The organism is Actinomadura rubrisoli, from assembly GCF_004349215.1.
GTDB lineage: Bacteria > Actinomycetota > Actinomycetes > Streptosporangiales > Streptosporangiaceae > Spirillospora > Spirillospora rubrisoli.
This window is the reverse complement of record NZ_SMKU01000104.1, coordinates 1-26352: the sequence shown is the minus strand read 5'-3', so window position 1 is coordinate 26352 and position 26352 is coordinate 1. Positions and strand designations below refer to the sequence as shown.

Sequence of the window (26352 nt, the reverse complement as noted above, 5' to 3'; positions counted from 1 at the left end):
GTGGCGCGGCGGGCCAGGGCGCGGACGCGGGCGACCAGTTCGGCGAACGCGAACGGCTTGGGCAGGTAGTCGTCGGCGCCGAGGCTGAGCCCGTCGACGCGGTCCTCGATCGTGTCGGAGGCGGTGAGCATCAGCACACGGGTCTCGCAGCGGCCGTGGGCGAGTCGCCGGCAGATCTCGTCCCCGTGGACGCCGGGCAGGTCGCGGTCGAGGATCACCACCTCGTAGCGGGTGGCGGCCAGGCGGTCGAGGGCGGCGGTCCCGTCCAGGACGACGTCGACGGCCATCCCCTCGTGGCGCAGCCCGGTCCCGATGGAGCGGGCGAGGATCTCGAAGTCCTCGACGACGAGGACCCTCACCGCCGCGCACCGCCGGCGGTCGTGCGTGCGGGGCGGCCCAACCGGCCGCCGGGTCGAGGTGCCATGCGCCAACGATGCCAGACCCCCGGTTCCAGCCCGGTCGCAGCGGCTGCGACCGGGCTGGAACCGGGTGCCGCGTACAACCGTCGGCATGAATCCATTTCGAACCGTGAGCCCGCGATGAGCGCCTCAGGGATCGTCGTCGCCGGACTGCGCAAGCGGTACGGGACGACCCTGGCCCTCGACGGCATGTCCTTCACCGTCCGTCCGGGTGCGGTGACCGGCTTGGTGGGGCCGAACGGGGCAGGGAAGTCCACCACGATGCGGGTGATCCTCGGCCTGGACGCGGTCGATGAGGGGGCCGCGCTCGTCGCGGGGAAGCCGTACCGCAGTCTGAAGCGTCCGCTGAGCCATGTCGGTTCCCTGCTGGACGCGGCGGCGCTGCACCCCGGACGCAGCGGGCGTGACCACCTGCTGTGGCTGGCGCATTCGCAGAGCCTGGCCGCGCGGCGGGTGGACCAGGTGCTCGCGCAGGTCGGGCTGACCTCGGCGGCCCGGCGCAAGGCCGGCGGCTACTCGCTCGGCATGCGGCAGCGACTCGGGCTCGCCGCGGCCCTGCTGGGCGACCCGCCGACCATCATGCTCGACGAGCCGTTCAACGGCATGGACCCCGACGGGATGATCTGGATGCGCGGCTTCCTGCGGTCGCTGGCCGCCCAGGGCCGCGCCGTGCTGGTCTCCAGCCACCTGATGAGCGAGGTGCAGGACACAGCCGATCATCTCGTCGTGGTCGGGCGCGGCAGGGCGATCGCCGACGCCGGCGTGGCCGAGCTGATCGCGGCCGCCTCCAAGAACCGGGTGACCCTGCGGACCACGGCGGGGACGCACGCGATGAGGGTGCTCGCGCAGGCCGGTGTGACCGTGGCGGCCGCCGGGCGCGACACCATCACCGTTTCGGGCCTGCCCGCTGGACGGATCGCGACGCTGCTCGGCCAGAGCGCGGTGCCGTTCTCCGAAGTATCGGCCCACCGCGCCACCCTTGAGGACGTCTATCTGGAGCTCACCCGCGAGGCGGTCGAGTTCCGCGCCGCGACGCCCGCGGAGGTCTCACAGTGACTGGCACGTCTCACCGGTCCGGCCGACGAGTCGGACGGGACGGCTTTCCCCAGGTGCTGCACGCGGAATGGACCAAGTTCCGAACCGTCCGCGGTTGGCTGATCGGCATGGCGGCCGCGGCGCTGCTGTTGGTGGTGTTCGCCGTGCTCGCCGGGCTCAGCGGCGATCAGCATGGCTCACCGCCCGTGACGATCGGGCCGGGCGGTGAGCCGGTCACCGACAGTTTCTACTTCGTGCACCGGCCGCTGGCGGGGAACGGCAGCATCACCGTCTCCGTCTCCGCGCTCAAGAGCAGCATCCCCGAAGGTCCAGGGGACCTGCAGCCCGGCAACGTGCCGTGGGCGAAGGCCGGGCTCATCATCAAGGCGAGCACCCGCCAGGGATCCCCCTATGCGGCGATCATGGTCACCGGCAGCCACGGCGTGCGGATGCAGGACGCCTACGTCAACGACACGTTCGGCCCGCCCGGCCCGGTCTCCGCCGCATCTGATCGCTGGCTGCGGCTGGACCGCTCGGGCGACGCGATCATCGGCTATGCCTCGGCCGACGGCACGAATTGGTCCAGGGTGGGCACCGCGAGGGTGAGCGGGCTCGGGTCGACCGCGCAGGTCGGGCTGTTCGTCGCGTCTCCGCCTGCCGTGGACGGCATGGGCACGGCAGGCAGCGTGTCCACGGCCGCCTTCGGAGATCTTCGCGTCCAAGGGGGCCGGGCCGGTGACAGGTGGACCGGTGAGCAGGTAGGAGCCGACTCGCCCAGCTTTGCCGGCTATCCGCAGAACACGTCGGGCTCGTTCACGGGAACTGACGGCCGGTTCACGGTCACCGGCGCCGGCGACATAGCGCCCGCCGTCCGCGAGTCCCTGCCGACCGGCGGCACCCTCCGGGACATCCTCACCGGCACGTTCGCGGCGCTGATCGCGGCGATCGTCGTGGGAGCGCTGTTCATCACCACGGAGTACCGGAGCAGGATGATCCGCCTGACCCTGGCCGCCGGCCCGAACCGGAGCCGGGTGCTGGTCGCCAAGGCGATCGTGTTGTGGGTCGTCACCTTCGTCGCCGGGGCGTTGGGGGCGATCCTCGCGACTCCGCTCGGTGAGCGGCTCGCCCGGGACAACGGCGTCTACATCTTCCCTGCGGCGTCCTCGACCGAACTGCGGGTGACGCTCGGGACCGCGGCGCTGCTCGCGACCGCCGCGGTTCTGGCCCTGTCCGTCGGCGCCATCCTCCGGCACGGCGCCGGCGCGGTCACCACCGTCATCGTGGCCATCGTGCTGCCCTACATCCTGATGGCCGTTCCGTTCATGCCCGCGAGCGTGGCGAACTGGCTGGCCCGGGCGACACCGGGGGCGTCCTTCGCCGTCCAGCAGACGCTTGTGCAGTACGACCAGGTCGCGAGCCATTACACGCCATACAACGGCTACTACCCGCTGGCGCCGTGGGCCGGGTTCGCCGTCCTGGCCGCCTATGCGGTGGTGAGCCTGGTCGCGGCCGCCGTCCTGCTCAACAGGAGAGACGCATGAGACTCGCCCTGCACGCGGAATGGACGAAGATGCGGACCGTCGCCGGCCCGCTGTGGCTGCTGCTCGGCACCGTCGCGGCGACGGTGGCCCTGAGCGCCGTGGCGACGTCGGTGGTGGACTGCACGGCCGGCGGCTGCGGCGGCGACACGGTGAAGCTGACCCTCACGGGCGTCTACCTCGGCCAGGCGCTGGTCGTCATCCTCGCGGTGCTGATCATCAGCAGCGGGGAGTACGGCTCCGGCATGATCCGCACCACCCTGACGGCGGTGCCGCGGCGGGCGACGCTCTTCGCGGCCAAGGCCGTCGCTCTCTCCGGCGTCGTGGCCGCCGGCGGGACCGTCGCCGTCCTCGGGGCGGTGCTTGCCGGACGGCTCATCCTGCCCGACCCCGGCGACCGGGCCCTGTCCCTGTCAGACGGGCCGGTGCTGCGCGCGGTCGCCGGGACGGTCCTCTACCTGATCCTGATCGGCCTTCTGAGCCTCGGTGTCGCGACCGCGGTGCGGGACTCCGCCACCGGCATCGGCGTCGTCCTCGGCCTGCTCTACATCGTCCCGATCGTCTCCCAGACCATCGGCGACCGGGACTGGCAGCGCCTGCTGGAGAAGATCGCGCCTATGACCGCAGGCCTCACCATCCAAGCCACCACCGACCTCGGCAGTCTGCCCATCAGCCCCTGGGCCGGGCTCGGTGTGACCGCCGGGTGGGCCGCCGCAGCGCTGCTGACCGGCGGTCTGCTGCTGCGCACGCGCGACGCCTGAGGGCTGTCCCGGGGGGCGCACGTTGGCGGAAAGGGTGGGCTTCTAGTGGAGGGCGCCCAGTTCTTCGCGGGCCGTCGTCGCCAGGGTGCGGAGGGCGTCCACGAGGAGGGTGCGCTGGTCGGCGTTGAGCGGGCCAGCGAAGTGGTGGCGCAGCGTCTCCGCGTGCACGCGCATGGCCTCGTCCAGCTTCGCGCGTCCGGGGCCGGTCAGTTCGACGAGCTGGCGGCGCCGGTCGCCCGGCGCGGCCTGGCGGCGGACGAGGCCCGCCTCCTCCATTCGGTCGATCATGCGGGTCATGCCGCCGCTCGTCAGGATCAGCTCGCCCGCGAGGCCGCCCATCGACCGCGGGCCGCCCGCGTCCGACAGCTTCAGCAGCACCTCGAACACCGCGTGCCGGATGCCGCAGCGGCGCTCCAGCTCGCGTCCCGCGATCCGCTCCAGCATCTCGGCGGCGCCCAGCAGTACGCCGAACTCATAGATCAGCCCGTCGGGCACAGCCGTACTGCCGCCCTGATCCGCCTCACGCTCGGTCACCGTCGCCATCATGCCCGCCTTCGTCCTCCGGCCCCAATACCGTTCCAACACGCCGTGCCCCGCACGGCTTCCGTGCGGGGCACGCCATTCACGCCGAAAACCTCTAGTTCTTCGGCTTGGGGCTCTTGGTGGGGGCCGGGCTCCCGGACGTGCCCGGGACGGGGAGCTGGCTCCCCTGCTGGTTCTGGTTCTGGTCGTTCACGCCCGATGGGTACTGCTTGGTGACCTTCCACTTCCCGTCGATCCTGGCCAGGGCCAGCCGCAGCAGCGTGGCCGGGGACGAGACGGCCCCGTCCTTGGTCTTGAAGCTGACGTCGACCATGACCACGGCCGTGGCGAACTTCCCGTCCACGCTGCCGACGAAGGTCTGGTTCGTCTTGGACGTCACCCCGACCTGGGGATCGGTCTTGAACGCGCTGATGAGGTTCGGCAGCGTGGTGGTCCTGAAGCTCTCCAGGAGGTCGCCGCCCATCAGCTTCTCGGCCTTGCCGGTCTGCGCCTGGTAGTTGGCGGCGTTGTAGTTGAACGCCACGTCGCCGTACGCGGCGGCGACCTTGGAGACCTCCGCCCGCTCGTCCCGCTTGGACGACAGGCCGCTCGCGCTCGTCCACTGCCAGATCGCGAGGCTCGCGAGCAGCGCGACGAGGACGGCGACCACGATCGCCTGGGCGGCGCCCAGCCCGAAGATCATCGGACGGGACGGGGCGTCCCCGGTGTCGTCGGAGGCGGAGACGGAGGCGGTCGTGCGGGTGCGGCGCGGCGCGGGTGCCTCGTCCTCGTCTTCGGCCTCGTCGTCCGCCTCTTCCAGGGGCTCCATCCGCGTGGGACGGGTCTTCGCGGCCTTGGCGGGCGCGGCCTTGGGCTTCGGCTTGGCGGCCCTTGCCGGACGGGCCGGACGGGCCGGGGGCTCTGCGGCTTCCTGCTCGTCCTCGGCGTCGAGGGCCTCAAGGACCTCGTCGAGGTCCTCGTCGTCGATGACCTCGATGACCCGGACCCGGCGCTTGCGCCTGGCGGCGGGCCGCGCCGGCCTGGCGCCGGGCTCATCGCCGCTCTCGCCGGGCGCCGCCTCCCGCTCCTCGTCGGCAGCGACCGCCTCGACCTCGTCGGCCGTGGCCCGCTCCTCCGCGGCGTCCGCGGCTTCCCTGGTGGTCTTGGCTGTCACTTCGGGTACTCCTCGGGGTTGGGGTCAGTCCTTGCCTCGACGCAGTCGGGACAGGCGGGACACCACGGGCACCGAGCCCATCATGACCCTGATCAGTACAAGCAGTGCCAGAACCGGGGGAACGTACACTAGCCAAAGGGGCGGCCCGCCAGAAGAGTCCTTGCCGCTGTTCGCGGCGTTCCTGGCCCGCACGTCCTGCTCGTTGAGCGACGGATCGTGGGTGGGGATCGTCGCGCCCGGGTCCTTGGCCTTGTAGGGCTTCTGCGCGGTGAGCGCGGGTGTCCGGCCGCCGCAGGTGGGCACCTTGTTCACGCCCGGCTGCGGCAGCGGGTACTTGTACTCCACCGTCGCCGGTTTCTTCAGCGTCACCATGAACGCCACGTTCAGGACGGGCTTGCCCTGGTCGATCCCGATGACGTTGTCCAGGACGGTCCTGAGCTGCGGCGCCTTGGCGAGCGTATCCCGCAGGTCACTGAGGATCTCGGGGTTGTGCTTCTTCAGGCCCCAGTTGCCGAGCGCGTCCACGGCGCACTCGAAGTCGGGCCCGGTCTTGGCCAGCAGCGAGTCGACGGTGGCGAGCAGGCCGGGGCCCCGGTCGCGCAGCTCGCCGATCTGGCCGCGGACCTGGCTGAGCGCCCCGGTCAGGGTCGCCAGGTCGTCGATGCCCGCGCCGAGGTCGCCGCGGTTCTGGTTCAGCACGCGGGTGATCCGGCCGAGGTCCTTGGTCAGCCCGTCGAGCAGCTCGGTGTTCTCGGCGAACGTCGCCGTCAGCTGGTCGCCGCCGTTGATGATCTGCCGGAGCGACCCCTCGCGGCCCGACCAGCCCTCGGCCAGCTCATGGGTGAGGATCTTGGCGTGGTCGGGATTGATCGCGCCCAGGGTCTTGATGACCGCGCCGAACAGGTCGCCGTACTTCGGCGGGACCTTGGTCTGCGACACCGGGATCCGCGCGCCCGGCTTCATCGGCGGGGCGGCGGCCCGTCCGGGGCCGGGGGTCAGCTCGACCACCGGCTCGCCGACCGCGGACTTGCGCGCCGCGGCCGCCGTGACGCCCTGGGGGATCTTGACGCCGCGGTCCATGTCCAGCCGGACGACGACCTTGTCCTTGTCCAGCCGGACCGAGTCGATCTTGCCGACGCGGACGCCGAGGTAGTCGACCTCGAAGTTCGGGTGCAGCCCCGGCGAGGACTCGAACTCGGCGGTGATGTGGTACGGCCGGTCGATGAAGTCGAACCGGACGACGTTGTTGAACGCCCACACCACCATGAGCACCGCGAGGCAGCCGAAGACGGCCAGGTTGATCGTCAGGCGTCGGGTCATCGCCGCGGCTCCAGAAGCTTCTCCAGGTCCGGCAGGGCGCCCTCCACCTGTTTCGGGATCTCGACGCCGGGGGCGGCCTTGGTGGGCCTGCCGCCCGCGCCCGGGAGGACGGGCGTCCCGTCCGGCCAGACGATGCGCAGCAGCGGGTAGAGCAGCAGCTGGCCGTCGTAGCTGGCGCGCGGCAGCTTGTCCGCGAAGGTGACCAGGCCGTTCACCAGGTCGGTGAGCCGCTTGCGGTTGCTGCCGAGCTGCTGCAGGACGGGGTCGAGGTCGCTCAGCAGCCGGCGGAACCGCCCGATCCGGCCCTCCAGCACCTTGTCGTTCAGCTGGGCGGCCATCCGGGTGAGCCGGTCCACCGTCCTGATGATCTTTTCCTTGTTGTCGTCCAGCAGCCGCGTGGTGCGTTCGAGCTGGACGGGCGCCTCGCGCAGCGCGTCGTCGCCCGCCGCCAGCGACCGTCCGAGCCGGGCGAACCGGTCGACGGACTCCCCCAGCTCGCGGCGCTGGTCGGCGAACAGCCGGAGCAGGTCCCCGGCCTTGGCGATCGTGGTGTTGAGCTTGCGGCCGTTGCCGTCCAGCGCGGCCGCGCCGGTGCCCACGACCGTGGCCACGTCGTTGCCCGCCAGCGCCTTGACCAGCGGACCCGCCTGCCCGACGACCTGCTCGAAAGCCGGCTGGACGCTGGTGTCGGCGATCGCCGCGCCCTTGGCCAGGAAGGGGCCGCGGTCCATGCTCCCGCCCGGCGGCAGCTGGAGGTCCACGTAGTTCTCGCCGAGCAGCGAGGTCACCTTGATCTCCGCCCGGGTGCCCCGCGGGACCCTGATCCCGTTCTTGATGGACAGCGTCGCCTTGGCCCGGTACCCGGCCAGCCGCACCTTCGTGACGCTGCCGACCGTGATGTCGGACATCTTCACGCTGTGCCCGGCGACCAGCCCTTGCGCGTCGTCGAACGTCGCGGTGAGCGTGAGGTCGCCCTTGGGCGCGCCCGCCGTCTTGTAGGAGCAGCCCGAGACCGCGAGGGCGAGGGCGGCGACGAGCGCGAGGATCCGTCCGCCCATCAGTTGCCTCCGTTCTGCCAGGGACAGTTGGAGTTGGGCCTGGGCAGCGGGCAGTCGACGTTGTCGCTGTTCATCAGGCCCTTGAGCCAGGTCCGCAGGAACGCGTCGGTCGCGAACCGGATCTGCAGCGACTTGTTCTTCGGGTTGTAGCCGCCGATGAGGGCGTCGCTGATGCCGGGCAGCACGTCCAGGAGCTGGGCGAGCTGCTTGGAGTTGCCCTTCAGCACCAGCGCCGTGCGGGTGAGGACCGCCAGGTCGTACGGGAGCTGACCCTTGTACCGCTCGATCAGCTTGCCGCCGTTCTTCGACAGCTCCAGGATCCCGCCGATCAGCTGCTGCAGCTCGCCGCGCTCGGAGCTGAGCACCCGCGTCGCCTCGGCGAAACTGCGGATCATCGAGCCGAGGACCTGCTCGCGACCCCGCACCACCCCGGCCAGCCGGCTGAGGTTCCGCGCGACCTGGATCAGCTCCTTGTCCTGCCCGGCGACGTTCTCGACCAGGCGGGCGCTCTGCTCCAGGGTGGCGTTGAACTCCTTGCCGGTGCCGTTGACGGTGCTTGCGGCGTTGCCGAGCGCGGTCCGCACCTTGGTCGGGTCGAGCGCGTTCGCCAGGTTGGTGAACGAGCTGAGCGCGTCGTCCACCTCGACGGGCACATGGGTCCGCTCGATCGGGATGGTGTCGGCGGTCTCCTTGGGCTGGCCGGGCTGCCACGCCGGGTGCAGCACGAGGTTGCGCTCGCCGACCAGGTTGAGCGGGACGATCGACGCCTGCACCCCGCGCGGCAGCGGGACGTCGCGGCGCAGGTGGAACGTCACCTTGATCTTGTCGCCCTGGTTCTCGACCCTGTCGACCAGGCCGACGTCCGCGCCCATCACCTTGACCCTGGACTCCTTGTAGAAGGAGCGGGCCTTCGGGACGTAGACGACCATGGTGCGCTCGCCGCTCGCGGACGAGGACAGCGAGCAGCCGCCGAGCGACGCCGTGAGGGCCAGGCAGAGCCCCGCGCCGATGTACCTCGCCTGCCGGCCCATCAGTTGCCTCCCTGCTGCGGGGGCCGCCGCGTGGAGATGGGGCCCGCCGGCTGGAGCGGCCCGAGCCCGGTCAGCAGGCCCTCGATCCACGGGCCGTTGCCCTTGAGGTTGGCGACCTGCTGGAAGGTCGGCCCGAGCAGCGAGAAGTCGGTGTTGAGGGCGTCCATGTTGGGCGCCAGCCGCGTCGTCAGCAGGTGCAGGTTGTCCAGCAGCGAGTCGAGCTGCCTCTGGTTCTGGGAGATCACGTTGGAGAGCGTCCGGACGGTGCGGTTGCCCTGCCCGATCGTGGCGGCCAGCTCGTCGCGGCGGTCCACGAGCGTGCGCAGCAGCACCTGGGTCGCGTCGATGATCTCCCGGAGCTCGTCGTCCTTGGCCGCGAGCGTGCCGGTGATCGTCTTGCTGTTCTCGATCAGCCTCTGGATCTGCGGGTAGGAGTCGTTCAGCGTCCGCGACAGGTCCTGGACGTTGACCAGGATCCGGGTGAGCTTCGCCGCGCCCGGTGACTTGATCTTCGTGACCTCGGTGAGCAGCTTGTCGATGCTCTTCTGGTCGAGCTTGCCGACGATGTTCTGCGCCCCCTCCAGCGCGTCCGGGACGGTGAACGGGACGCTGGTGCGCGCCAGCGGGATCCGCCGCCGCGACTCCGGCACGCTCGCCAGATAGGGGCGCGCCACCGGGCCCGACAGCCGCAGGTAGCGTCCGCCGAGCAGCGTCGTCGTCTGGATCTCGGCCCGGGTGTCCGGACCGAGGTCGATGCCGGCGTTGACGTGCCAGGTGACGATCACCCTGCCGCGGGCGAAGTCCGGCCGCACGCCCGTGACCCGGCCCGCCCGCACCCCCGCGACCCGGACGTCCTGGCCCTTCTTCAGCCCGGCGGTGTCGCTGAACTCGCCGCTCATCGTGTAGCCGCGGTCGAACAGGTGCAGCTGCCCCACCGCGAACGCGAAGACGCAGGCGGCCGCGAGGACCGACAGCGACACGATCGCGACGATCCGGTGGTTGGCGTCGCGCAGCGACTTGAGCGCCATCAGCCGCCACCTCCCAGCATCGCCTTCAGCTTCGCGAGATCGGTCTTGCCGGGCTGCTGGGTGCCGGGCGCCTTCGGCAACTGCATCGGGAACGGGCAGGGCCCCTGGACGAGGTTCAGGCACAGCGCGTTGGTGCGCAGGAAGTTGCCGCCGTTCGCCGAGGCGAACAACTGCCGCAGCGTCAGCGGGAGGGTCTGCACCATCTTCTCCAGCTGGTCGACGTTCAGCCGGAACGTCCCGCTGAACCGGCCCAGGTTGTCGATGATGCGGGCGAGCTGCGCGTCGTTGCCGCCGAGCACCTGGTTCAGGTTCGTCGTGACGCCGGAGATCTGGACGACGGCGTTGTCCAGGAGCTTGTGGTTGTTCGCGAACACCTTCGTCAGCGACTCCAGGTTGTCGACGCTGGCGGCGATCTGCCGGTCCCGGGTCGCGATCGCGTCCGTCACCGTCTCGTAGTCGTCGATCATTCCCTTGATCGTCTTCTTGCGCGCCGCGAACGTCCGCAGCAGCAGGTCGAAGTTGTCGGTCAGCAATGAGGTGTTGCGCTCGTTGCCGTCCAGTGCCTGCGAGAACGCGAAAAGGATCTTGTTGAGCTGGTTCGGGTCGAGGTTGCGGGTGAGCGGGCCGAGGCTGTTGACGATGGCGCCGAGGTCCACGACCGAGCGGGTCTTCGGCACCCGGTCGCCGTCGCCGAGCCGGCCCGGGTTCTTGCCCGGCTCCAGGTAGACCACCCGCTGGCCCATCACGTTGCGCCAGCGGATCGCGGCGGTGGAGTCGTCGGGCACCCGGACACCCGTGTCGACGGCCATCCGCACGACGGCCTTGCCGCGCACGACCTTGATGCTCTTGACCTGGCCGACGGGCGCGCCCGCGACCTTCACCGCGTCGCCCTCCAGCAGGCCCGTGACGTCGTCGAACGTCGCGGTCAGCGTGTAGCGGTCCGCGAAGCTCGTGCCGAGGATCTGCTGGCCGATGTAGAAGGTGAGCAGCCCGGTCAGCGCGACGAACACCAGGAACTTCAGGATCGTGGCCCGGTCCGGGCCGCGCGCGGCCTTGCCGCGCAGCAGGCTCATGGCCGCGCCCCCGGCGTCTTCCCGGCGGGCGCGGATCCCAGGCCGAAGGCGTTGGCGGCGGGCGCGGCCGGGCAGACGTCCACGAAGATCTGGCACAGGTCGAGCGGCAGCGTGTTGCTCACCTGCGCGATCATCGTGCCCTCGGGCCCCGGGACGCGGATGATGCGCGAGAGCAGGGCGAAGAACCCGTTCAGGCTGTCGATCAGGATGGGGACGTTGCGGCGCTGGCCGTTGACCACGGCCGCGGCATCGCCGGCGTTGTCGATGATCGTCCCGACGTTGGCGCCCTGCCGCTGGAGGGTCGACCCGACCCGCTCGCTCAGCTCGCCCGACCGGTCCAGCAGCTGGGCGATCTTGTCGGGCTTCGCGTTGACGACGGCCGCGAGCCGGTTGAAGTCGCCGGTGAACCGCGTCCAGGTGTCGCCGCGGTCGGCCAGCGTGCCCGACAGGCCGTTCAGGTCGTACAGCAGGGACCGGATCGCCTGCCGGTCGCGCCACGTCGCGTCCACGACCTTGGCGCCGTTGTCCACGGTCCGGCGCAGCGCCGGGCCCTGGCCCGACAGGCCCGCGCCGAACGTGCGCAGGATGGTGGTCACCTCGTCGGGGTCGAGGGCCTTGGTCAGCCGGTAGGTGGGCCACGCCGTCTCGGACAGCTCCTGCGGGTCCCGGGTCTTGGCGACCGTCCCGCCGTCCTCCAGGTACGGGCCGGTCAGCTCGTGCGCGCCGAGGTCGAGGGCGAGGTCCTTCGGCCCGAACACCGAGACCGGCTCGACCGTCGCGACCGTCGTGTCGGGGACCCGCACCCCCTTGTCGACCCGGATCCGGACCGTGACGCGGCCCGTCCTGTCGAGCTTGATCCCGTCGACGGTGCCGACCGCGATGCCGCGGATCTTCACGTCCGACTTGCCCGGGTCCAGGCCCTGGCCGGCCCGTCCGAAGCTCGCGTTGAAGTAGGTGGAGCCCGCGTGCGAGGGGGTCGACCCGACGGCCACGAGGACCGCGCTCGCCGCGATGACCCCGGCGCCGACCAGCCCGAAGATCGTCCGGGAGCGCGGGGAGAGGCTCTCGTCGCTCATCCGGTCAGCCTCACCGTGCTGCCGTGGCCCCAGAAGATGTACGACAGGACCAGGTTCATCAGGATCATCAGGATGGTGGACTCCCGGATCGCGCGGCCCGCGGCGACCCCGACGCCCACCGGGCCGCCCGCCGCGTAGTAGCCGCGGTAGCAGTGGATGAACATGACGATGAACGCGAACACCGCGACCTTGATGACGCTGTAGAACACGTCGATCGGCGGCAGGTACAGGTGGAAGTAGTAGTCGTAGATGCCGGGCGAGAGCCCGAAGTACTGGATCGTGATGAACCGGGTGGCGAAGAACGCCATGAACAGCGACACCAGGTAGAGCGGCACCAGCGCGATGACGCCCGCGGCGACCCGCGTGCACACCAGGTAGGCCAGCGAGTTGATGCCCATGACCTCCAGCGCGTCGATCTCCTCGGAGATCCGCATCGCGCCGATCTCGGCGGTGAACCCGGTGCCGACCTGCGCGACCAGCGCCACGCCCGCGATGATCGGGGTGACCTCGCGGACGTTGGAGTAGCTCGCGACCAGCCCGGTGAACGCCTCCGCGCCGATGCGTTCGAGTCCGGGGTAGCCCTGGAGGCCGACCATCGCGCCGGTGGCCAGCGACATGGTCGCGATCACGAAGATCATGCCGCCGCCGATCACCAGTGCGCCGACGCCGACGGTGATGTCGCTGACCTGCTTGGCGAGCGTCCTGCCGTACTTGCGCCGGATGATGATGTCGAAGATCAGGTGGTACAGGACGCGGCCGAGGAAGACCGGCAGGTCGGCCGAGGCGGCGAGGCCGGCCGTCCGGCCCCGGAAGGCCCGGCCGAGTCTGCGTACGGGGGAAATGGCGACCATCAGAACCTCGGGGGGAAGAGGACCTGGTAGATCATCGTGATCACGTAGTTGGCCGCGAACACGACGATCGAGGTGACCACCACCGCCCTGTTGACCGCGCGGCCGACGCCCACCGGCCCGTAGTCGCAGTTCATGCCCATGTAGCAGGCGACGGCCGCGGCGATGAAGCCGAAGATCCACGCCTTGAACAGGGTGATCACCAGGTCCGAGAACTGCAGCAGGGTCGTGGCGCCGTCGAAGAACGCGCCGGAGCTGACGCCCTGCTGGATGACGTTGAAGTAGTAGCCGCCCAGGACGCCCGCCAGGATGACCACCGAGCAGAGCAGCACCGAGACCGTGCTCGCCGCCCACAGCCTGGGGGTGACCAGGCGGTGGATCGGGTTGATGCCCATGACCTCCATCGCGGCGAGCTCGTCGCGGATGTTGCGGGCGCCCATGTCCGAGGTGATCGCCGAGCCGCCGACCCCCGACACCAGCAGCGCCGCCGCGAGCGGCGCCACCTGCTGGATCATCGCCGCGACCAGCAGCGCCCCGGTGCCCGACTGCGCGCCGAGTTGCCGGGCGATGTCGCCGACCTGGAGGGAGATGGTGGCGCCGAGCGGCACCGCGATGAGCATCACCGGCACGCTCGTCACCCGCGCGAGGAACCAGCACTGCTCGATGAACTCGCCCCACCACTGGCGCAGGTCCCAGGTGCGGCGCAGGCCCTCCAGGAGGGTCACGCACAGCAGCCCGGTCTCGTCGAGCGTCCGCTCGACCCGCCTGCGTGCCAGGTCCGGGGCCTTGGCCAGGCTCAGGGCCATCAGCCGGAGACCTCCCCCTCGGGGGCGGGGTGAAGGGTCATTCCAGCCTCCTTCGTTCTCGGACGTCGGCGCCCATCCGATACTCCGGTTCCTGCCGTCCCACGGGCGGCGCCAAGGTCAGGGTCGGCCCGCGCCACCGTGGTCTCGGACGAGACCGGAATCACACGGGGCACCGCGAGTCCTCGCGGACACACCGGCACCGCCTGTGATCTGGAGCACTCTATTGGAAGAAGGTCTAAGAAGCGAGTACTTACATACTGAATTGTCCGAAGCTACGATCACGCTCGTGCAAACTCAGGCGCAACGAGGCGTAGAGACGGACCGGGAGGACGGCGTGGACCCGCTGGTGACCGGTATCAAGGACCGCTGGGAGGGGCAGGGCCTGCCCGGCGGCCCCTGGCCGTTCATGGCGATCTGCTCCGTCGGCCGGCTCCAGCAGCTGCTCAAGAAGGGGCTGGACATCGAGCTGAAACGGCTCGGCCTCAGCCGCACCGGCTACTTCCTGCTCACCACGCTCGCCCTCACCAGCAGCGGCCACGCCCGGCTGAGCACCCTCGGCCGGATCCTGATGATGCATCCGACGACCGTGAAGCTCACCGTCGACCAGCTGGAGGCGGCGGGGCTCGTCACCCGCGCGCGGCACCCGCACGACCGGCGCGCCACGCTCGTCGAGATCACCCCGGACGGCCGGGAGCGGGCCTGCGCGGCCAACGAGGCGCTGGAGTCGCCGGACGGCGCGCTCGCCGCCCTCGGCGGCCTGCACCGCGAGGTGTTCGAGGCGCTGCAACCCGCGCGGCTGGCGGCCGGTGATGTGGACTTGTAGCCCTGAACCGGACGTGACGTCGCTCCCGTACATCGTCTTCGACGACACAATTCCCGGGCGATAAGGCAGTCTTCTCCTATGCCACAGGGTCACGGCACGCGCGGACGTCCCACCGACTCCTCCAAGCGCACCCGTTCTGAACAGCGCCGATCCGGACAGAGGCGGGGACGGAGAGACGCCCGGCGCGTGCCGCCGCCCCGGCGGGCGCCCGATGCCCACGACGCGTCCGGGCCAGGCGACCGGTACGCCTCGTACGGGGCCGGGCCCTTCTCCGCCGACGCCCGTCCGGCTAAGCGCCGGAGGATCTGGCGGCTGCTCACCAACAACGTCACGATCACGGTCGCCACCATCTGCGCGCTCGCCGCGGCGCTGGTGCTGGTCGACGTGAACAAGCTGGTCGGCGGCGGGGAACCGCCGAAGATGGCCGCGGGCGACCTGTCCACCAACGACATGCTCGCCCGGCTGACCGGCTCCGACATGGACCCGATCGCGGCCGACTCGATGGCCGCGGCCAAGAAGCGCGCCTACGAACAGCACCAGCGCGAGCTGCGGAGGCTCAAGGAGAAGGCCAAGCGCGACGCCGCCGCCCGCGCGAAGCTGAAGGCCGAGCAGGAGCGGGAACGCCTGGCGCGCTCCAACCCCAGCTCCGCCGAGAACAAGAAGTACGGCAGGAAGATGAACGCCCTCAAGGGCTGGGGCCACTGCTGGTCGTCCCTGGAGACGCTCTGGGACCACGAGAGCGGCTGGAACGAGCGGGCCGAGAACCCGTCCAGCGGCGCGTACGGCATCCCGCAGGCGCTCCCCGCCTCCAAGCTGGCCAGCGCGGGCGCGGACTGGCGCACCAGCTCCCCCACGCAGATCGCGTGGGGGCTCGGCTACATCAAGGCCCGCTACAAGGACCCCTGCGGCGCCTGGTCCTGGTGGTCGGCGCACCACTGGTACTAGGGCATGTTTCATAAGCCCCTGTTCTGTTGCGCGGCGCCCAGGCAGGGGTTGCCGTAGTACTCGGGAAAGATCGGGCGGATATGGCGGCGTAGGCTCTCGGACCGGGATCTTTGGGCTCCGGCTGGGGTGGCGGGCGGCGTCGGCGCTGGAGTTGAAGGAGCTGGATGAGTTCCTGCTGGCGCGCGATGGAGCATGACTCCCCGACGCTGCTGTTCCGGCTGGCGTGCGAGTACCTGATCTCGGCGAGGGTGATCCGGCCGGGTCCGGTGACGGTGGTGAAGCGGGTCGCGCATGCCCGCGAGGTGGCGCGGCGGGAGACCTTTGACCGGCTGGCGCACGAGTTCACCGACGAGCGCCGCGCGGGTCAGCGGGCGGAGTTCTGCCGGCTGGTGGGCAAGCCCGCCGAGGCCGCCGCGGGCCTGGCCCTCCTTGAGGAGGAGTTCCACTCGGCGCTGGGCGAGCTGGAGCAGACCCTGGCCGCGGGCGAGGGGCCGGTCCGCCTCGACGACGACGGCGATCTGGTGATCTCGCCGCTGTCGGCCGAGGACGTGCCCGCCGAGGCGGTCGCGCTGAAGGCCGAGCTGACCGAGATGCTGCCGTTCGCGCCGATCGCGTCGCTGCTGATCGAGATGGACCAGCGCACCGGGTTCCTGGGCTGTTTCACCCACGCCGGCGGCAAGCAGGCCCGCAGCCCGGAGCTGAAGCGGAACCTGATCGCGGTGCTGATGGCCCAGTCCACCAACCTCGGGCTGACCCGGATGGCGGAGGCGTGCGGGATCTCCTACGACGTGCTGGCCTGAACCGCCGAGTGGTACGTGCGCGAAGAGACGCTGCGGGCGGCGAACCTGGCGCTGATCGGCTACCACCAGATGCTGCCGCTGACGGCGGTGTTCGGGTCGGGCACGTTGTCGTCCTCGGACGGCCAGCGGTTCCCCACCCGCGGCAAGTCCGTCACGGCCCGCGCGCTCAGCAGGTATTTCGCCCATGAGGGTTTGTCGACGTAGACGCATGTGACCGACCAGCACACCACCTACGGCACCAAGGTCATCGTGGTGACCCGGCGGGAGGCGCACTACGTGCTGGACGAGATCCTCGGCAACGCCACCGACATCCCGGTCACCGAGCACGCCACCGACACCCACGGGGTGACGCTGGTGAACTTCGCGCTGCTCGACCTGCTGGGGCTGCAGTTGTCGCCGCGGATCCGGGACCTGGGCAAGATCACTTTGTACCGGACCGGGCCGAAGGCGCAGGTGTTGGAGGCGTTCCCGCTGGCGGGGCCGCTGCTGACCCGGCGGGCCAACACCGAGCTGATCGCGGCGCACTGGGACGACCTGCTGCGGCTGGCGGGTTCGTTGAAGTTCGGGCACGCCACCGCCTCGCTGCTGGTGGGCAAGCTGTCGGCGTCGGGCCGGGCGCCGCATCGATGACCAGGTGCCGGCCCACATCTCCCCGGCGCACAGCGAGAACATCAACTTTTCGGCTCGATCGACGTCGAGGGCGAGCTCGCCCAGCTCGGCCCCACCGGGTACCGACCCCTGCGCGTGCGCGACACCCTGTTCTGATCCCCGCTGCGCCTCTGCGCCGGCCTGGTGAGCGGGCCTGGTGAGCGCCCTGCCCAGGGGGTCGCCCTGCACGGTCAGCTCAGGGCGGCATATCGCCCGCGTATCGAGAATCGCATACGTGCTGACAACACGGCGCTGTCTTGACTTGAGACATGGCCTCCAACGAATTGGGTCGGTCTTATAGCGAAGCGACCACGGAGCATCGCGCCCGAACGGTGACCGAGCCATCTCCCTCGTCCATCCCGACGACAGGACTCACGGTCTTCGGATGCGGCCAGGACGAAGCCAGCCTGTTCCAGCAGACAGGGGCACGCCTCGGATTGTCGCTCACCATCACCGAGGCCGCCGTCTGCGAGAGCAACGCTGAACTGGCACGTGGCAACCGGTGCGTCAGCGTGAACCACAAGACTCAGATCACCAATCCCACGCTTCTGGCGCTCAGCAAGGCCGGTGTGGAATACATCTGCACCAGAAGCATCGGCTACGACCACATCGATCTGGAGTACGCCGAGCGCCTCGGCATCTCGGTCGGCAACGTCGCCTACTCACCGGACAGCGTGGCCGACTACACGTTGATGTTGATGCTCATGGCCGTGCGCCACGCGAAATCCACCATCCGCCGCACCGACGCTCATGACTATCGGCTGAGCGACGCTCGCGGCAGGGAGCTGCGGGACCTGACCGTCGGGGTGGTCGGAACAGGCCGCATCGGCACAGCGGTCATCGACCGGCTGCGAGGCTTCGGCTGCCGCGTGCTGACCCACGACAACCGATCTCACGCCTCAACCGACCACGTGCCGTTCGACGAACTAATTGAACTGAGCGACATCGTGACGCTCCACACCCCGCTCACGGCGTACACCCACCACCTCCTCGATCGCCATCGCATCGAGCGGATGAAGCCCGGCGCGTACATCGTCAACACAGGTCGCGGACCGCTGCTCGATACCGAGGCCCTCCTTGCCGCACTGGAGAGCGGCAGGCTGGGCGGCGCGGCACTGGACGTCCTCGAAGGCGAGGAAGGCATCTTCTACGCCGACTGCCGAAACAGGCATCTCGAGAACGATGCCCTGGTGCGTCTGCAGCGCCTGCCGAATGTGCTGATCAGTCCGCACTCCGCCTACGACACCGACCACGCCCTGAAAGACATCGTCGAGAACACCGTCATCAACTTTCTGAACTTCGAAAACGGGAGAACAGCATGAGCAGATTGAAGGTCGCAGTCATCTTCGGAGGCGCTTGCGAGGAACATCGCGTCTCCATCAAGTCGGCGGTCGAGGTGGCGAGGAACCTCGACACCGAGAAGTACGAGCCGCTCTGGATCGGCATCACGGCCGACGGCGTGTGGAAACTGTGCGACGGCCCCGCCGCGGACTGGGAGAACGGCAGCGCCCGTCCTGTCACGCTGTCACCTGACCGAAGCGTGCACGGTCTGCTGGTCATGGGGCAGGAGGGCTACGAGACGGTGCGCCTCGACCTCGTGTTCCCCGTACTTCACGGCAAGCTCGGCGAAGACGGTGCGATCCAGGGCTTGTTGGAGCTCTCCGGCATCCCCTACGTCGGCTGCGATATCCAGGGCTCGGCCGTGTGCATGGACAAGTCCCTGGCCTACACCGTCGCCAAGAGCGCGGGGATCGCCACGCCGAATTTCTGGGTCGTCGCGGAGGACGAGAAGGTCGATCCCGCCCGTCTTCGGTATCCCGTCTTCGTGAAGCCGGCTCGTTCGGGCTCCTCGTTCGGCGTCAGCAAGGTCACCGACAAAAACGAGTTGACGAGCGCGCTGAGCGCGGCGCACCAGTACGACTCGAAGGCCTTGATCGAGGAGGCCGTGGCCGGCCGCGAGATCGGCTGCGCGGTCCTCGAGGAACCATTCGGCCTGGTCACCGGCGAGGTGGACCGCGTCGACCTCTCGCACGGGTTCTTCAGGATCCACCAGGAGGACACACCCGAGACCGGATCGGAGAACTCGACGTTCATCGTTCCCGCCGACATCTCTGACGACTCGCGCCGGCTCGTCCAAGAGACCGCCAAGACCATCTACCGCACCCTGGGCTGCAAGGGACTCGCCCGCGTCGACATGTTCCTCACCGACGGCGAACAGGTGGTGCTCAACGAGGTCAACACCATGCCCGGCCTGACGTCCTACAGCCGCTACCCACGGATGATGGCCGCCGCGGGATTGTCGCTGTCCGACGCGATCGACCGGCTCATCTCGATGGCACTGCACGGGAAGAAGCGGTGAACGACGACTTCGTCTACGTCGACGACCGGGTGCCGGGCGTCCGCTGGGATGCCAAGTACGCCACCTGGGACAATTTCACCGGTAAACCGGTAGACGGCTATTTCGCGAATCGCATCGTCGGCACTCGGTCGCTGTGCGCGGCCCTGGAGCAAGCACGCGAGAAGGCGGCCTCCCTTGGCTTCGGGCTGCTTCTCTGGGACGGGTATCGCCCCCAACGCGCCGTCGACTGCTTCCTGCGCTGGTCTCAACAGCCCGAGGATGGCCGGACCAAACTGCGGCACTACCCGAACATTGACCGGACCCAGCTGTTCAAGCACGGATATGTGGCCGCGAAGTCGGGCCACAGCAGGGGCAGCGCCGTCGACCTGACCCTCTATCACCTTGCCACCGGTGAGCCTGCTCCCATGGGTGGCGGCCACGACCTCATGGACCCGATCTCACGTCATCGAGCCCGCGGAATCACGCCGACCGAGGCCCAGAACCGTGAGCATCTCCGTTCCGTCATGGAGGACTGCGGATTCGATCGGTACGACTGTGAATGGTGGCACTACACGCTGAGAAACGAGCCCCATCCTGATGTTCACTTCGACTTCCCCATCACGTGATCGGAGTCTCCATTGCATCTCGCAGTGGGGACATCTGGAACGCAACGACGCCGTCGTCATGCGGCGCACCGGCCCATCGGGGCTGGAGGTCTTCTTGGGTGGCGCCGCTCCATCGCGACTGCACGACTGGGCCTCCGACGGTTACCGCTCAAGCGAGGAGTACCTGTTCTGGTCCCGCAAGGTCTGCGGTCTAGCGTGCCTGCAGTCGCTGCTCCAGGGCTGGACCGACATCCGGCTGTCGATGGGCGAACTCCTCGTGCTGGCCCTCGACTGGGGCTGCTACGTGGTGGAGCCTTCCGGCAAGGTCCAGGGACTCATCTACCGTCCGTTCATGGCCTGGGTCAGCTCACAGTTCGGTTTCCACTGCGAACTGGTCGAGCACACGCCCATTCACGTATCCAGCCGAGAGGTGCGGCCCGGGCAGGTCATGATCGCGTCAGTTTCACCTGAGATTCGCGACCCGAACACCTACGCGCCCCAACGTGGAGGCCACCTCGTGCTGGTCTATGCGGTCGATGACGGTGTAGTGCGGTTCCACAATCCGTCGGGCTATTCACACAATTCAGACTCTGCATCATTGCCCATAGAGGTATTCGAGCGGTTTCACGCGAACCGTGGAATCTTGATCGGAGGGGCATCGTGATGCCTGGCGAGCCGCCACCGCGCGTCGTTGTCGCTGGCGGCCATTCGGCAGGGCACATCGAGCCCGCGATGAACTTCGCCAACGCGCTGCGCTGTCTGGAGCCCACGGCCGAGATCACGGCCAACCGGCTGGCGGTCCGGATGACGACGCACGTGTTCACTGCCGCGCCGAGTGTCCGGGTGGCTCACGCCACCGCCATCGGGATTCCGCTGCGGCCGGCGATCACCGGGCTCGACCGACCCGTGCTGCGCGACGCCGCCCGGCGGCGGTTCGGCCTGCGACCCGACGGGCCGGTACTGATGGTCACCAGCGGTTCGCAGGGCGCCCGGTCGATCAACGCCGCGGTGTCCGGCGCGACTGCGGCGCTGCGGGCGACCGGCGTGCAGGTGCTGCACATCACCGGGCCGCAGCACGTGGTCGAAGCGCCGGACCGCGACCCCGCCGACCCGCCCTACGTCGTCATGCCCACGTAGACGAAATGCAGTACGCCTACGCCGCGGCCGACTTGGTGATCTGTCGCTCGGGAGTGATGACGTGCGCCGAACTGGCCGCCGTCGGCCTGCCGGCCGCGTACGTTCCGCTACCGCTGCGCGGCGGTGAGCAGCGGCTGAACGCCGAGCCGGCCATCGCGGCCGGTGGGGCACTGCTCGTCGACGACGCCGACATCAATCCGGCTTGGATCGAGACCACCCTGACCCCGGTGCTCACCGATCCCGAGCGGATCGCGAAGTTGTCGGCCCACGCGTCGGCGGCCGGCGCACCGGACGCGGACGTCATCCTGGCCCGGCACGTGCTCACCGCGGTCGCGGAGCAACGAAGTATCGCCTCACGAGGCTCAGAGTGAACCATGCGGCTACGAGTCATCACTCGGTGTCATCGCTGTCCACGTCTGCCCGTCTTCGAACGCAAGGGTGCCTGGGCGGAAATACCGCACTGGTCGTCTCCGACCGAGCGACGCGGGGGCACCGGCCAAGTTGAAAGCTCGTCCCGCTTCCTAGGGGACCTGCCGAACTGTCGCGGGCAGTCGTACCGTGACGCAGAGCCCGCCGTCCGCGCGCGGGCTTAGCGAGAGCGTTCCGTCGTGCGCTTGGGTGATGCTCTTGGCGATCGCCAGACCGAGGCCGGCACCTACATGGTCGCTGCTGATCCGTTCGGTGCCGCGCTGGAACGGCTCGGTGAGGGTGGACAGCACGTGCGGGCTGAGCTTGTCGCCGGTGTTCTCGACCGTGAGCACGGCGGCCTGGGGACCGACAGCGGTGCTGACCTGAACGACGCCGGACTCCGGCAAATTGTGGACGATCGCGTTGTGCAGGAGATTCGTGGTCAACTGCAGCAGGAGCGCATGGGACCCGATGGTCGGGGCGATGTCCCCGGAGACTTCAATGACGACGCCACGCTTCTCGGCAAGCGGGAGGAGCGTTTCGGTGGCTTCTTCCGCGATGAGAGACAGATCAACCTCATCTCGGGCGAAGGAGCCCCGATCAGTGCGGCTGAGCAGCAGCAGTGCTTCAACGAGATCGATCGCTCGGGCGTTGACGAAACGGAGGCGTTCATCGAACTCGCTGCTCTCCCGGCTCGGATCGTTGCGAGCGACGTCGAGCATGGTCTGCATGATCGCAAGTGGAGTACGCAGCTCGTGGGAAGCGTTGGCTGCGAAGCGCTGCTGTTCAGCGACATGCGCTTCGAGCCGCGCGAGCATGCCATCGAAGGCATCAGCAAGCTCCCGGAACTCGTCCTGGCGCCCCTCCAACTGGATCCGGTGAGAGAGCGACCCCCTCGCAGCCATGCGCGTAGCATCGGTGATGCTGGCCAGCGGGACCAGCATCCGCCCGGCGAGATACCACCCTCCGGCGAGACCGAACACCAGCAGGAACGCCAGCACCAGTATCGCGGCCGGGACGAAGACGGCTGGGCCGAAATTGCCGCTTGGGTCGAAAGCGCGTCGGAAGTCGGACAAATCAGGGGCGTACAGGCTGTTCGACCTTCCTCGCAGGAGGAACACCCACACGGCGGCGAGCAGCAAAGCACCCGCGATCATGAGGAATCCGACGTAGCTGAGGGTGAGCCTGAGGCGGACGCTCAACCCGGGCGCCCTATCCACGTTCGCCTCCCTCGCTCCCGGCGTCCGGTCCTGTGCCGATGCGGTAGCCGACGCCAGGCACCGTGGCGATCAGCCAAGGTTCGCCGAGCCGCTTGCGCAGTGCGGATACCGTGATGCGCACGGCATTGGTGAACGGGTCGGCGTTCTCATCCCAAGCCCGTTCCAGGAGCTCTTCGGCGCTGATGACACCGCCTTCGGCGGCCACGAGGACTTCGAGCACCGCGAACTGCTTGCGGGTGAGCGCGACGTACCGGCCGTCCCGGTAGACCTCGCGGCGGAACGGGTCCAGCCGCACGCCGGCGAGCTCCCGCACCGGCGGCCTGTTGTGGGCACGCCTGCGGTCGAGAGCTCTGAGACGGAGTACGAGTTCTTGCAGTTCGAACGGTTTGGTGAGGTAGTCAACGGCGCCGAGCTCGAACCCGGAAGCCTGGTCGTCCAGCCGGTCCGTAGCGGTGAGCATCAGAATCGGCATGCCGCTGCCTGAAGCGACGATGCGTTCGGCGACCTCGTCGCCGGAGGGCCCGGGGATGTCGCGGTCGAGGACGGCGATGTCGGCCGCGATAGCTTCCAGGCGCAGTCCATCGCGAATGGCCTCGGCCATGTAGGGCTCATCCTCGAGACAACCAGCACACGCATGCTCTCAATCGTAGGAGCCGGGGGATATCGCCGACGTATCGAAAACCGCGTGCAGGCTGGCAACATGGTGCCGCCTTGGGTCGCCGTCACCGAACGTGTCACCAGCGGCGAACGAGCGGCGGCGGATGGCCAGAGCCGTCCGTTAGCGGCAGTGGGGCGGTAGTCAGCGAATGCGGCGGCAGGCAGCGGGATCGTGGTCGGCGGTGACGCGGGCGGAGGTGGCCTCGCCGAGGCGGACGTAGGCGCCGAGGCTGGCTAGGTGGGCATGCCGGGACTTGGCCTGTAGTTCGGGAGCGGTGCGGCCTTTGAGTAGGCGGGGCAGCAAGCGACCGGTGCCGGTGGCCCAGTGCACGTACTCGACCGCGCCGCCTTTGGAGGCCACGTGTGCTCGACGGAGCTCGGGATCCAGGTCCTCGATGTCGAGGCTGAGGATCTCTTCGGCGCGGGCGGTGGTCTCGTACAGCAGCCGCCACAGCAGCCGCTCGCGCAGTGCGTGCGCGTCGTCGCCCAACAGCTTGTCCAGCCGGGCGCGCGGGACGGCGCGGTCACCGCGCCGGGCCGGCTTGCGGCGCTCCAGCCGCCGCGCCGGATTGGTGGCCACCGGTTCCTGCCGCTGCGCCCAGGCGGTGAAGGAGGTCAGCGCCGACAGGTGCCGGTTCCAGGTGGCGGCCGCCGCGCCGTTCCACCGGTCCATCACCGCGGCGTAGTCCTCCGGCGCCAGGTCGGCGACCGGAGCCGCGCCGCCGGCGACGTCGATCAGCCGGGCGAGGGTGTCGTCGTAGTTGGCGCGGGTGGTGGCGGCCGGGAGGGAGTCCAGGTACCGCTCGACCGCGGCCGCGACGGTGCACCCGCCCGCAGCCGATCCGGACCGGCCGGGAAACGCGACGACGGGCACGGGCGACCTCCCGGGCGCGGGCCGATGTGACACATAACGTGGCCGAGTCGGCTCCGCCGCGGCGCACGGCGAGCTGGGCGGACGCGGCCCCACGTGGGCCAGAGTGACAGGTAATCCGAATTCTGTGTCACAACCCCGTCCCATATCCGCCCGATCTTTCCCGAGTACTACGGGGACCCCAGGCACGCACCTCGCGGCGTTGTCGACGGTCGACAGCCAACACCGGGCCGCCCCCCTCCGCGTTGCGATGCACCGGACACGCCCTGGGTGGTGGTGCCGCGCGGCCCGCGCGGGCACCATGTGAGGATGCAGACCGGCAAGGCGCGCCAGGCGACCGGCTGGGCGCGGGCCGACGCCACCCGGCAGGCGCTGCTGACCGCCGCGCTGCGGGTGTTCGCCGACCGCGGGTACGCGGGCGCGGGCATCGCCGAGATCGTCGAGCGGTCCGGCATCAGCGTCGGCAGCCTCTACCACCACTACGGCGGCAAGGCGGGGCTGTACGTCGCGCTGTGGGAGGAACTCACCGCCGAGCAGGAGGAGAGCGCCGCGCAGGCCGTCTCCGCCGCCCGCAAGGACGGCGAGGGCGACCCGATCGCGCTTTTCATCGCGGGCGCCCGCGCCTACCTCCGGGTGTGCTGGGAGCGCCGGGAGGCGGCGCGGCTGTTCCACGGCGGGGAGGGCCCGGCGGGCTCCTCGCTGATGCGCCGCAGCCGCGCGCAGCGCTGGATCGCCCAGAACACCAGGCTGCTGCGCGGCACGTCCGGCGGCGCCTCGCCCGCGCCGCCCGCCGCCCGCGCCGAGCAGGTCCTCAGCCTGGTGCTCACCACCGTGATCGGCGAGGCCGGACGGGAGATCGCCACCGCCGAGGACGCGACCGAGGCCGCCGAGATCATCGACGAGGTCTGCCGCATCCTGATCCGACTGGCCGGTTAGGTCCCCGTCCGCGTTCTAGGAGCTGGTCATTCCGCCGGGCTTCGTCGCGGGCAGGAGCGAGATGCGCAGGCCGCGCCTCGGGCGCCGGTGCCGCGCCTTCCCGCTCCGGGCCGGCGCCGCCTCCGACGCGCGCTCCGGGACGTCCCATGTGAAGACCCCCGGCCGCGAGAGGACGAGGCGCACGGGCTCCTCGACGGTCTCCTTCTCCTCCCACCAAGGCGAGACCAGCCGCGCGGGCGCGCCCGTCGACCGGTCCGCCTGGAGCGTGGCGATCTGCTGCGCCTCGCCCGGACGCCGAACCGTCGGATGGACGTGTGCGGGAAGGGGGCGGACAGGAGTCGCGGGGAGGAGGCGCAGCCGAGGGTCGCCGGCGCCGCCCAGGGTGGCGGACGCGGCCGCGAGGCCCGGAGAGCGGAGGCGGCCGGGCCGCCGGGACGCGGCACCGGCGCGGCGGGCCAGCCGCAGCCTGAACAGCAGCAGCGCCACCGCGGAGGCCATCGCCGCGAGGACGCCGGCCTGGAGGGCGGTCAGGTCCTCGACGGTGGACGTCTCGTCCGGGAGCCGGCGCAGCGTGGACATCGGCACCTGCGCCACCTGCGCGGACGGGATCTGCTGTGGCGCGATCTGCGGCGGAGCGATCTGCGGAGGGGCGACGGGCGGCAGCGCGACCTGCGGCGGCCTCAGCCCGTCCAGCCCGTCCAGGGCGCGGGGGGCGTCCGGGCGGGTGATCGGCGGGACGCCGGGCGGCAGCGCGGCGGGGGCGATCCCGGACGGGAGCGCGCCCACGGAGTCGGTGACCACGAGCGTGCAGGTCCGCGAGCGCGTGCCCGCCTTGGACGCCGAGACGGTGGCGGTGAACGTGACGGTGCCGGGCTTCGCGCCCGCCGGGACCCGGACGGCCAGCGTCACGGCCTTGCCGCCCGCACCGACGCTCCCGAGGCCCTGCTCACCGGGGCTCACCGACGCGCCCGAGCCCGTCACGCGGAGGACGGTGCCCGTGGCCGTCGCACCGGACGACGAGACCCGCACGGTCGCGGTGACCGAGCCGCCCGGCCGGACCGTGCCCGACGACACCGTGACCCCGAGCGACAGCACCGCGGTGGGCGGCTTGCTCGGCTTGCCAGGCTTATGCGACTTGTCGGGCTTCTGTGGCTTGCTCGGCTTGCTTGGTTTGCCCGGGTTACCGGGCTTGCTCGGCTTGCTTGGTTTGCTCGGCTTGCTTGGTTTGCTGGGCTTGCTCGGCTTGCTCGGCGGGTCGGACGGAGTGGGGGTCGG

General features: G+C 70.0%; 26 protein-coding genes and 2 pseudogenes. 13 read left to right on the top strand and 15 right to left on the bottom strand.

Annotated elements, in window-relative coordinates:
* Positions 1-359: response regulator (locus E1298_RS20335; RefSeq protein WP_131895548.1), on the bottom strand; the 359-nt coding region annotated here is incomplete at its 3' end.
* A gap of 180 nt (positions 360-539) precedes the next feature.
* On the opposite strand from E1298_RS20335, the gene E1298_RS20330 reads away from it, so the two are divergent.
* The 3 genes from E1298_RS20330 to E1298_RS20320 are packed head-to-tail and all read left to right on the top strand — an operon-like array spanning position 540 to position 3753.
* A complete protein-coding gene (locus tag E1298_RS20330) occupies positions 540-1475 on the top strand; it encodes an ABC transporter ATP-binding protein (protein WP_131895546.1) in 936 nt (311 codons plus the stop codon).
* Entirely contained in the window at positions 1472-2995 is a 1524-nt protein-coding gene (locus tag E1298_RS20325; protein WP_243725696.1) for an ABC transporter permease subunit, read from the top strand. Before E1298_RS20330 ends, E1298_RS20325 begins: the two co-directional genes overlap by 4 nt.
* Complete coding sequence (locus E1298_RS20320) at positions 2992-3753, top strand: ABC transporter permease (RefSeq protein ID WP_131895544.1); 762 nt, start codon at positions 2992-2994, stop codon at positions 3751-3753. The genes E1298_RS20325 and E1298_RS20320 overlap by 4 nt, the downstream gene beginning before the upstream one ends.
* Positions 3754-3795: 42 nt before the next feature.
* On the opposite strand, the gene E1298_RS20315 is transcribed toward E1298_RS20320, so the two are convergent.
* The 10 genes from E1298_RS20315 to E1298_RS20270 all read right to left on the bottom strand — a co-directional run bounded on the left by E1298_RS20315 (position 3796) and on the right by E1298_RS20270 (position 13689).
* A complete protein-coding gene (locus E1298_RS20315; protein ID WP_243725695.1) occupies positions 3796-4287 on the bottom strand; it encodes a MarR family winged helix-turn-helix transcriptional regulator in 492 nt (163 codons plus the stop codon).
* Between the two features lie 103 nt (positions 4288-4390).
* The gene (locus E1298_RS20310; protein ID WP_131895542.1) at positions 4391-5449 is read right to left on the bottom strand and encodes a hypothetical protein; all 1059 of its coding nucleotides are present in this window, start codon (positions 5447-5449) and stop codon (positions 4391-4393) included.
* Between the two features lie 24 nt (positions 5450-5473).
* On the bottom strand, positions 5474-6769 hold the full coding sequence (locus E1298_RS20305; RefSeq protein ID WP_131895540.1) for an MCE family protein: 1296 nt from the start codon (positions 6767-6769) through the stop codon (positions 5474-5476).
* Entirely contained in the window at positions 6766-7827 is a 1062-nt protein-coding gene (locus E1298_RS20300) for an MCE family protein (RefSeq protein WP_131895538.1), read from the bottom strand. The genes E1298_RS20305 and E1298_RS20300 overlap by 4 nt, the downstream gene beginning before the upstream one ends.
* Positions 7827-8858, bottom strand: coding sequence for an MCE family protein (locus E1298_RS20295; protein ID WP_131895536.1), 1032 nt, complete (start codon positions 8856-8858; stop codon positions 7827-7829). The genes E1298_RS20300 and E1298_RS20295 overlap by 1 nt, the downstream gene beginning before the upstream one ends.
* Positions 8858-9886: an MCE family protein gene (locus E1298_RS20290; RefSeq protein WP_131895534.1), complete on the bottom strand. Its 1029-nt coding sequence runs from the start codon at positions 9884-9886 to the stop codon at positions 8858-8860. The genes E1298_RS20295 and E1298_RS20290 overlap by 1 nt, the downstream gene beginning before the upstream one ends.
* A complete protein-coding gene (locus E1298_RS20285; RefSeq protein WP_131895532.1) occupies positions 9886-10959 on the bottom strand; it encodes an MCE family protein in 1074 nt (357 codons plus the stop codon). The genes E1298_RS20290 and E1298_RS20285 overlap by 1 nt, the downstream gene beginning before the upstream one ends.
* Entirely contained in the window at positions 10956-12035 is a 1080-nt protein-coding gene (locus E1298_RS20280; RefSeq protein WP_131895530.1) for an MlaD family protein, read from the bottom strand. The genes E1298_RS20285 and E1298_RS20280 overlap by 4 nt, the downstream gene beginning before the upstream one ends.
* Positions 12032-12886: an ABC transporter permease gene (locus E1298_RS20275; protein WP_131895528.1), complete on the bottom strand. Its 855-nt coding sequence runs from the start codon at positions 12884-12886 to the stop codon at positions 12032-12034. The genes E1298_RS20280 and E1298_RS20275 overlap by 4 nt, the downstream gene beginning before the upstream one ends.
* Positions 12886-13689, bottom strand: coding sequence for an MlaE family ABC transporter permease (locus E1298_RS20270; RefSeq protein WP_131895526.1), 804 nt, complete (start codon positions 13687-13689; stop codon positions 12886-12888). Before E1298_RS20270 ends, E1298_RS20275 begins: the two co-directional genes overlap by 1 nt.
* Before the next feature lie 286 nt (positions 13690-13975).
* On the opposite strand from E1298_RS20270, the gene E1298_RS20265 reads away from it, so the two are divergent.
* The 9 genes and pseudogenes from E1298_RS20265 (at position 13976) to E1298_RS50430 (ending at position 21356) form a co-directional block, all read left to right on the top strand.
* A complete protein-coding gene (locus tag E1298_RS20265) occupies positions 13976-14512 on the top strand; it encodes a MarR family winged helix-turn-helix transcriptional regulator (protein ID WP_243725694.1) in 537 nt (178 codons plus the stop codon).
* Between the two features lie 186 nt (positions 14513-14698).
* The gene (locus E1298_RS20260; protein WP_243725693.1) at positions 14699-15457 is read left to right on the top strand and encodes an aggregation-promoting factor C-terminal-like domain-containing protein; all 759 of its coding nucleotides are present in this window, start codon (positions 14699-14701) and stop codon (positions 15455-15457) included.
* 164 nt (positions 15458-15621) lie between these two features.
* A pseudogene (locus E1298_RS51570) lies at positions 15622-16887 on the top strand (Tn3 family transposase).
* Between the two features lie 374 nt (positions 16888-17261).
* Positions 17262-18227 (top strand): D-isomer specific 2-hydroxyacid dehydrogenase family protein, encoded by a 966-nt coding sequence (locus tag E1298_RS20245; protein ID WP_207944753.1) that lies wholly within the window; start codon positions 17262-17264, stop codon positions 18225-18227.
* Positions 18224-19264: a D-alanine--(R)-lactate ligase gene (gene vanA / locus E1298_RS20240; protein ID WP_131895520.1), complete on the top strand. Its 1041-nt coding sequence runs from the start codon at positions 18224-18226 to the stop codon at positions 19262-19264. Before E1298_RS20245 ends, vanA begins: the two co-directional genes overlap by 4 nt.
* On the top strand, positions 19261-19869 hold the full coding sequence (vanX, locus tag E1298_RS20235; RefSeq protein WP_131895518.1) for a D-Ala-D-Ala dipeptidase VanX: 609 nt from the start codon (positions 19261-19263) through the stop codon (positions 19867-19869). The genes vanA and vanX overlap by 4 nt, the downstream gene beginning before the upstream one ends.
* Before the next feature lie 58 nt (positions 19870-19927).
* Positions 19928-20512, top strand: a complete 585-nt coding sequence (locus E1298_RS20230) for a hypothetical protein (RefSeq protein ID WP_131895516.1) — start codon at positions 19928-19930, stop codon at positions 20510-20512.
* Between the two features lie 68 nt (positions 20513-20580).
* Positions 20581-20985 (top strand): glycosyltransferase, encoded by a 405-nt coding sequence (locus E1298_RS51215; RefSeq protein WP_279498830.1) that lies wholly within the window; start codon positions 20581-20583, stop codon positions 20983-20985.
* A 56-nt stretch (positions 20986-21041) separates the two neighbouring features.
* Positions 21042-21356, top strand: coding sequence for a glycosyltransferase (locus E1298_RS50430; protein ID WP_341770633.1), 315 nt, complete (start codon positions 21042-21044; stop codon positions 21354-21356).
* 150 nt (positions 21357-21506) lie between these two features.
* Here E1298_RS50430 and E1298_RS20220 read toward each other — a convergent pair whose 3' ends face one another.
* From E1298_RS20220 to E1298_RS20210, 3 genes and pseudogenes are all read right to left on the bottom strand, one after another.
* Positions 21507-22595 (bottom strand): sensor histidine kinase, encoded by a 1089-nt coding sequence (locus E1298_RS20220; RefSeq protein WP_279498828.1) that lies wholly within the window; start codon positions 22593-22595, stop codon positions 21507-21509.
* Between the two features lie 10 nt (positions 22596-22605).
* A pseudogene (locus tag E1298_RS20215) lies at positions 22606-23249 on the bottom strand (response regulator transcription factor).
* A 163-nt stretch (positions 23250-23412) separates the two neighbouring features.
* The gene (locus tag E1298_RS20210) at positions 23413-24144 is read right to left on the bottom strand and encodes a site-specific integrase (protein ID WP_243725692.1); all 732 of its coding nucleotides are present in this window, start codon (positions 24142-24144) and stop codon (positions 23413-23415) included.
* A gap of 306 nt (positions 24145-24450) precedes the next feature.
* Between E1298_RS20210 and E1298_RS20205 the strand changes: the two genes are divergently transcribed.
* On the top strand, positions 24451-25077 hold the full coding sequence (locus E1298_RS20205) for a TetR/AcrR family transcriptional regulator (protein WP_131895508.1): 627 nt from the start codon (positions 24451-24453) through the stop codon (positions 25075-25077).
* 15 nt (positions 25078-25092) lie between these two features.
* Here E1298_RS20205 and E1298_RS48240 read toward each other — a convergent pair.
* Positions 25093-26352, bottom strand: a 1260-nt coding sequence (locus tag E1298_RS48240) for a hypothetical protein (protein ID WP_207944749.1), incomplete at its 5' end; no start/stop codon positions are given.

Excerpts from the sequence above, each read along its gene's own strand:
- E1298_RS20290 (WP_131895534.1), bottom strand. The coding sequence starts at position 9,886 with ATGGCGCTCAAGTCGCTGCGCGACGCCAACCACCGGATCGTCGCGATC.
- E1298_RS20330 (WP_131895546.1), top strand. The coding sequence starts at position 540 with ATGAGCGCCTCAGGGATCGTCGTCGCCGGACTGCGCAAGCGGTACGGG.
- E1298_RS20320 (WP_131895544.1), top strand. The coding sequence starts at position 2,992 with ATGAGACTCGCCCTGCACGCGGAATGGACGAAGATGCGGACCGTCGCC.
- E1298_RS20305 (WP_131895540.1), bottom strand. The coding sequence starts at position 6,769 with ATGACCCGACGCCTGACGATCAACCTGGCCGTCTTCGGCTGCCTCGCG.
- E1298_RS20280 (WP_131895530.1), bottom strand. The coding sequence starts at position 12,035 with ATGAGCGACGAGAGCCTCTCCCCGCGCTCCCGGACGATCTTCGGGCTG.
- E1298_RS20270 (WP_131895526.1), bottom strand. The coding sequence starts at position 13,689 with ATGGCCCTGAGCCTGGCCAAGGCCCCGGACCTGGCACGCAGGCGGGTC.
- E1298_RS51215 (WP_279498830.1), top strand. The coding sequence starts at position 20,581 with ATGAACTTCGCCAACGCGCTGCGCTGTCTGGAGCCCACGGCCGAGATC.
- E1298_RS20275 (WP_131895528.1), bottom strand. The coding sequence starts at position 12,886 with ATGGTCGCCATTTCCCCCGTACGCAGACTCGGCCGGGCCTTCCGGGGC.
- E1298_RS20205 (WP_131895508.1), top strand. The coding sequence starts at position 24,451 with ATGCAGACCGGCAAGGCGCGCCAGGCGACCGGCTGGGCGCGGGCCGAC.
- E1298_RS20295 (WP_131895536.1), bottom strand. The coding sequence starts at position 8,858 with ATGGGCCGGCAGGCGAGGTACATCGGCGCGGGGCTCTGCCTGGCCCTC.
- E1298_RS20285 (WP_131895532.1), bottom strand. The coding sequence starts at position 10,959 with ATGAGCCTGCTGCGCGGCAAGGCCGCGCGCGGCCCGGACCGGGCCACG.
- E1298_RS50430 (WP_341770633.1), top strand. The coding sequence starts at position 21,042 with ATGACGTGCGCCGAACTGGCCGCCGTCGGCCTGCCGGCCGCGTACGTT.
- vanA (WP_131895520.1), top strand. The coding sequence starts at position 18,224 with ATGAGCAGATTGAAGGTCGCAGTCATCTTCGGAGGCGCTTGCGAGGAA.
- E1298_RS20300 (WP_131895538.1), bottom strand. The coding sequence starts at position 7,827 with ATGGGCGGACGGATCCTCGCGCTCGTCGCCGCCCTCGCCCTCGCGGTC.
- E1298_RS20230 (WP_131895516.1), top strand. The coding sequence starts at position 19,928 with ATGCGGCGCACCGGCCCATCGGGGCTGGAGGTCTTCTTGGGTGGCGCC.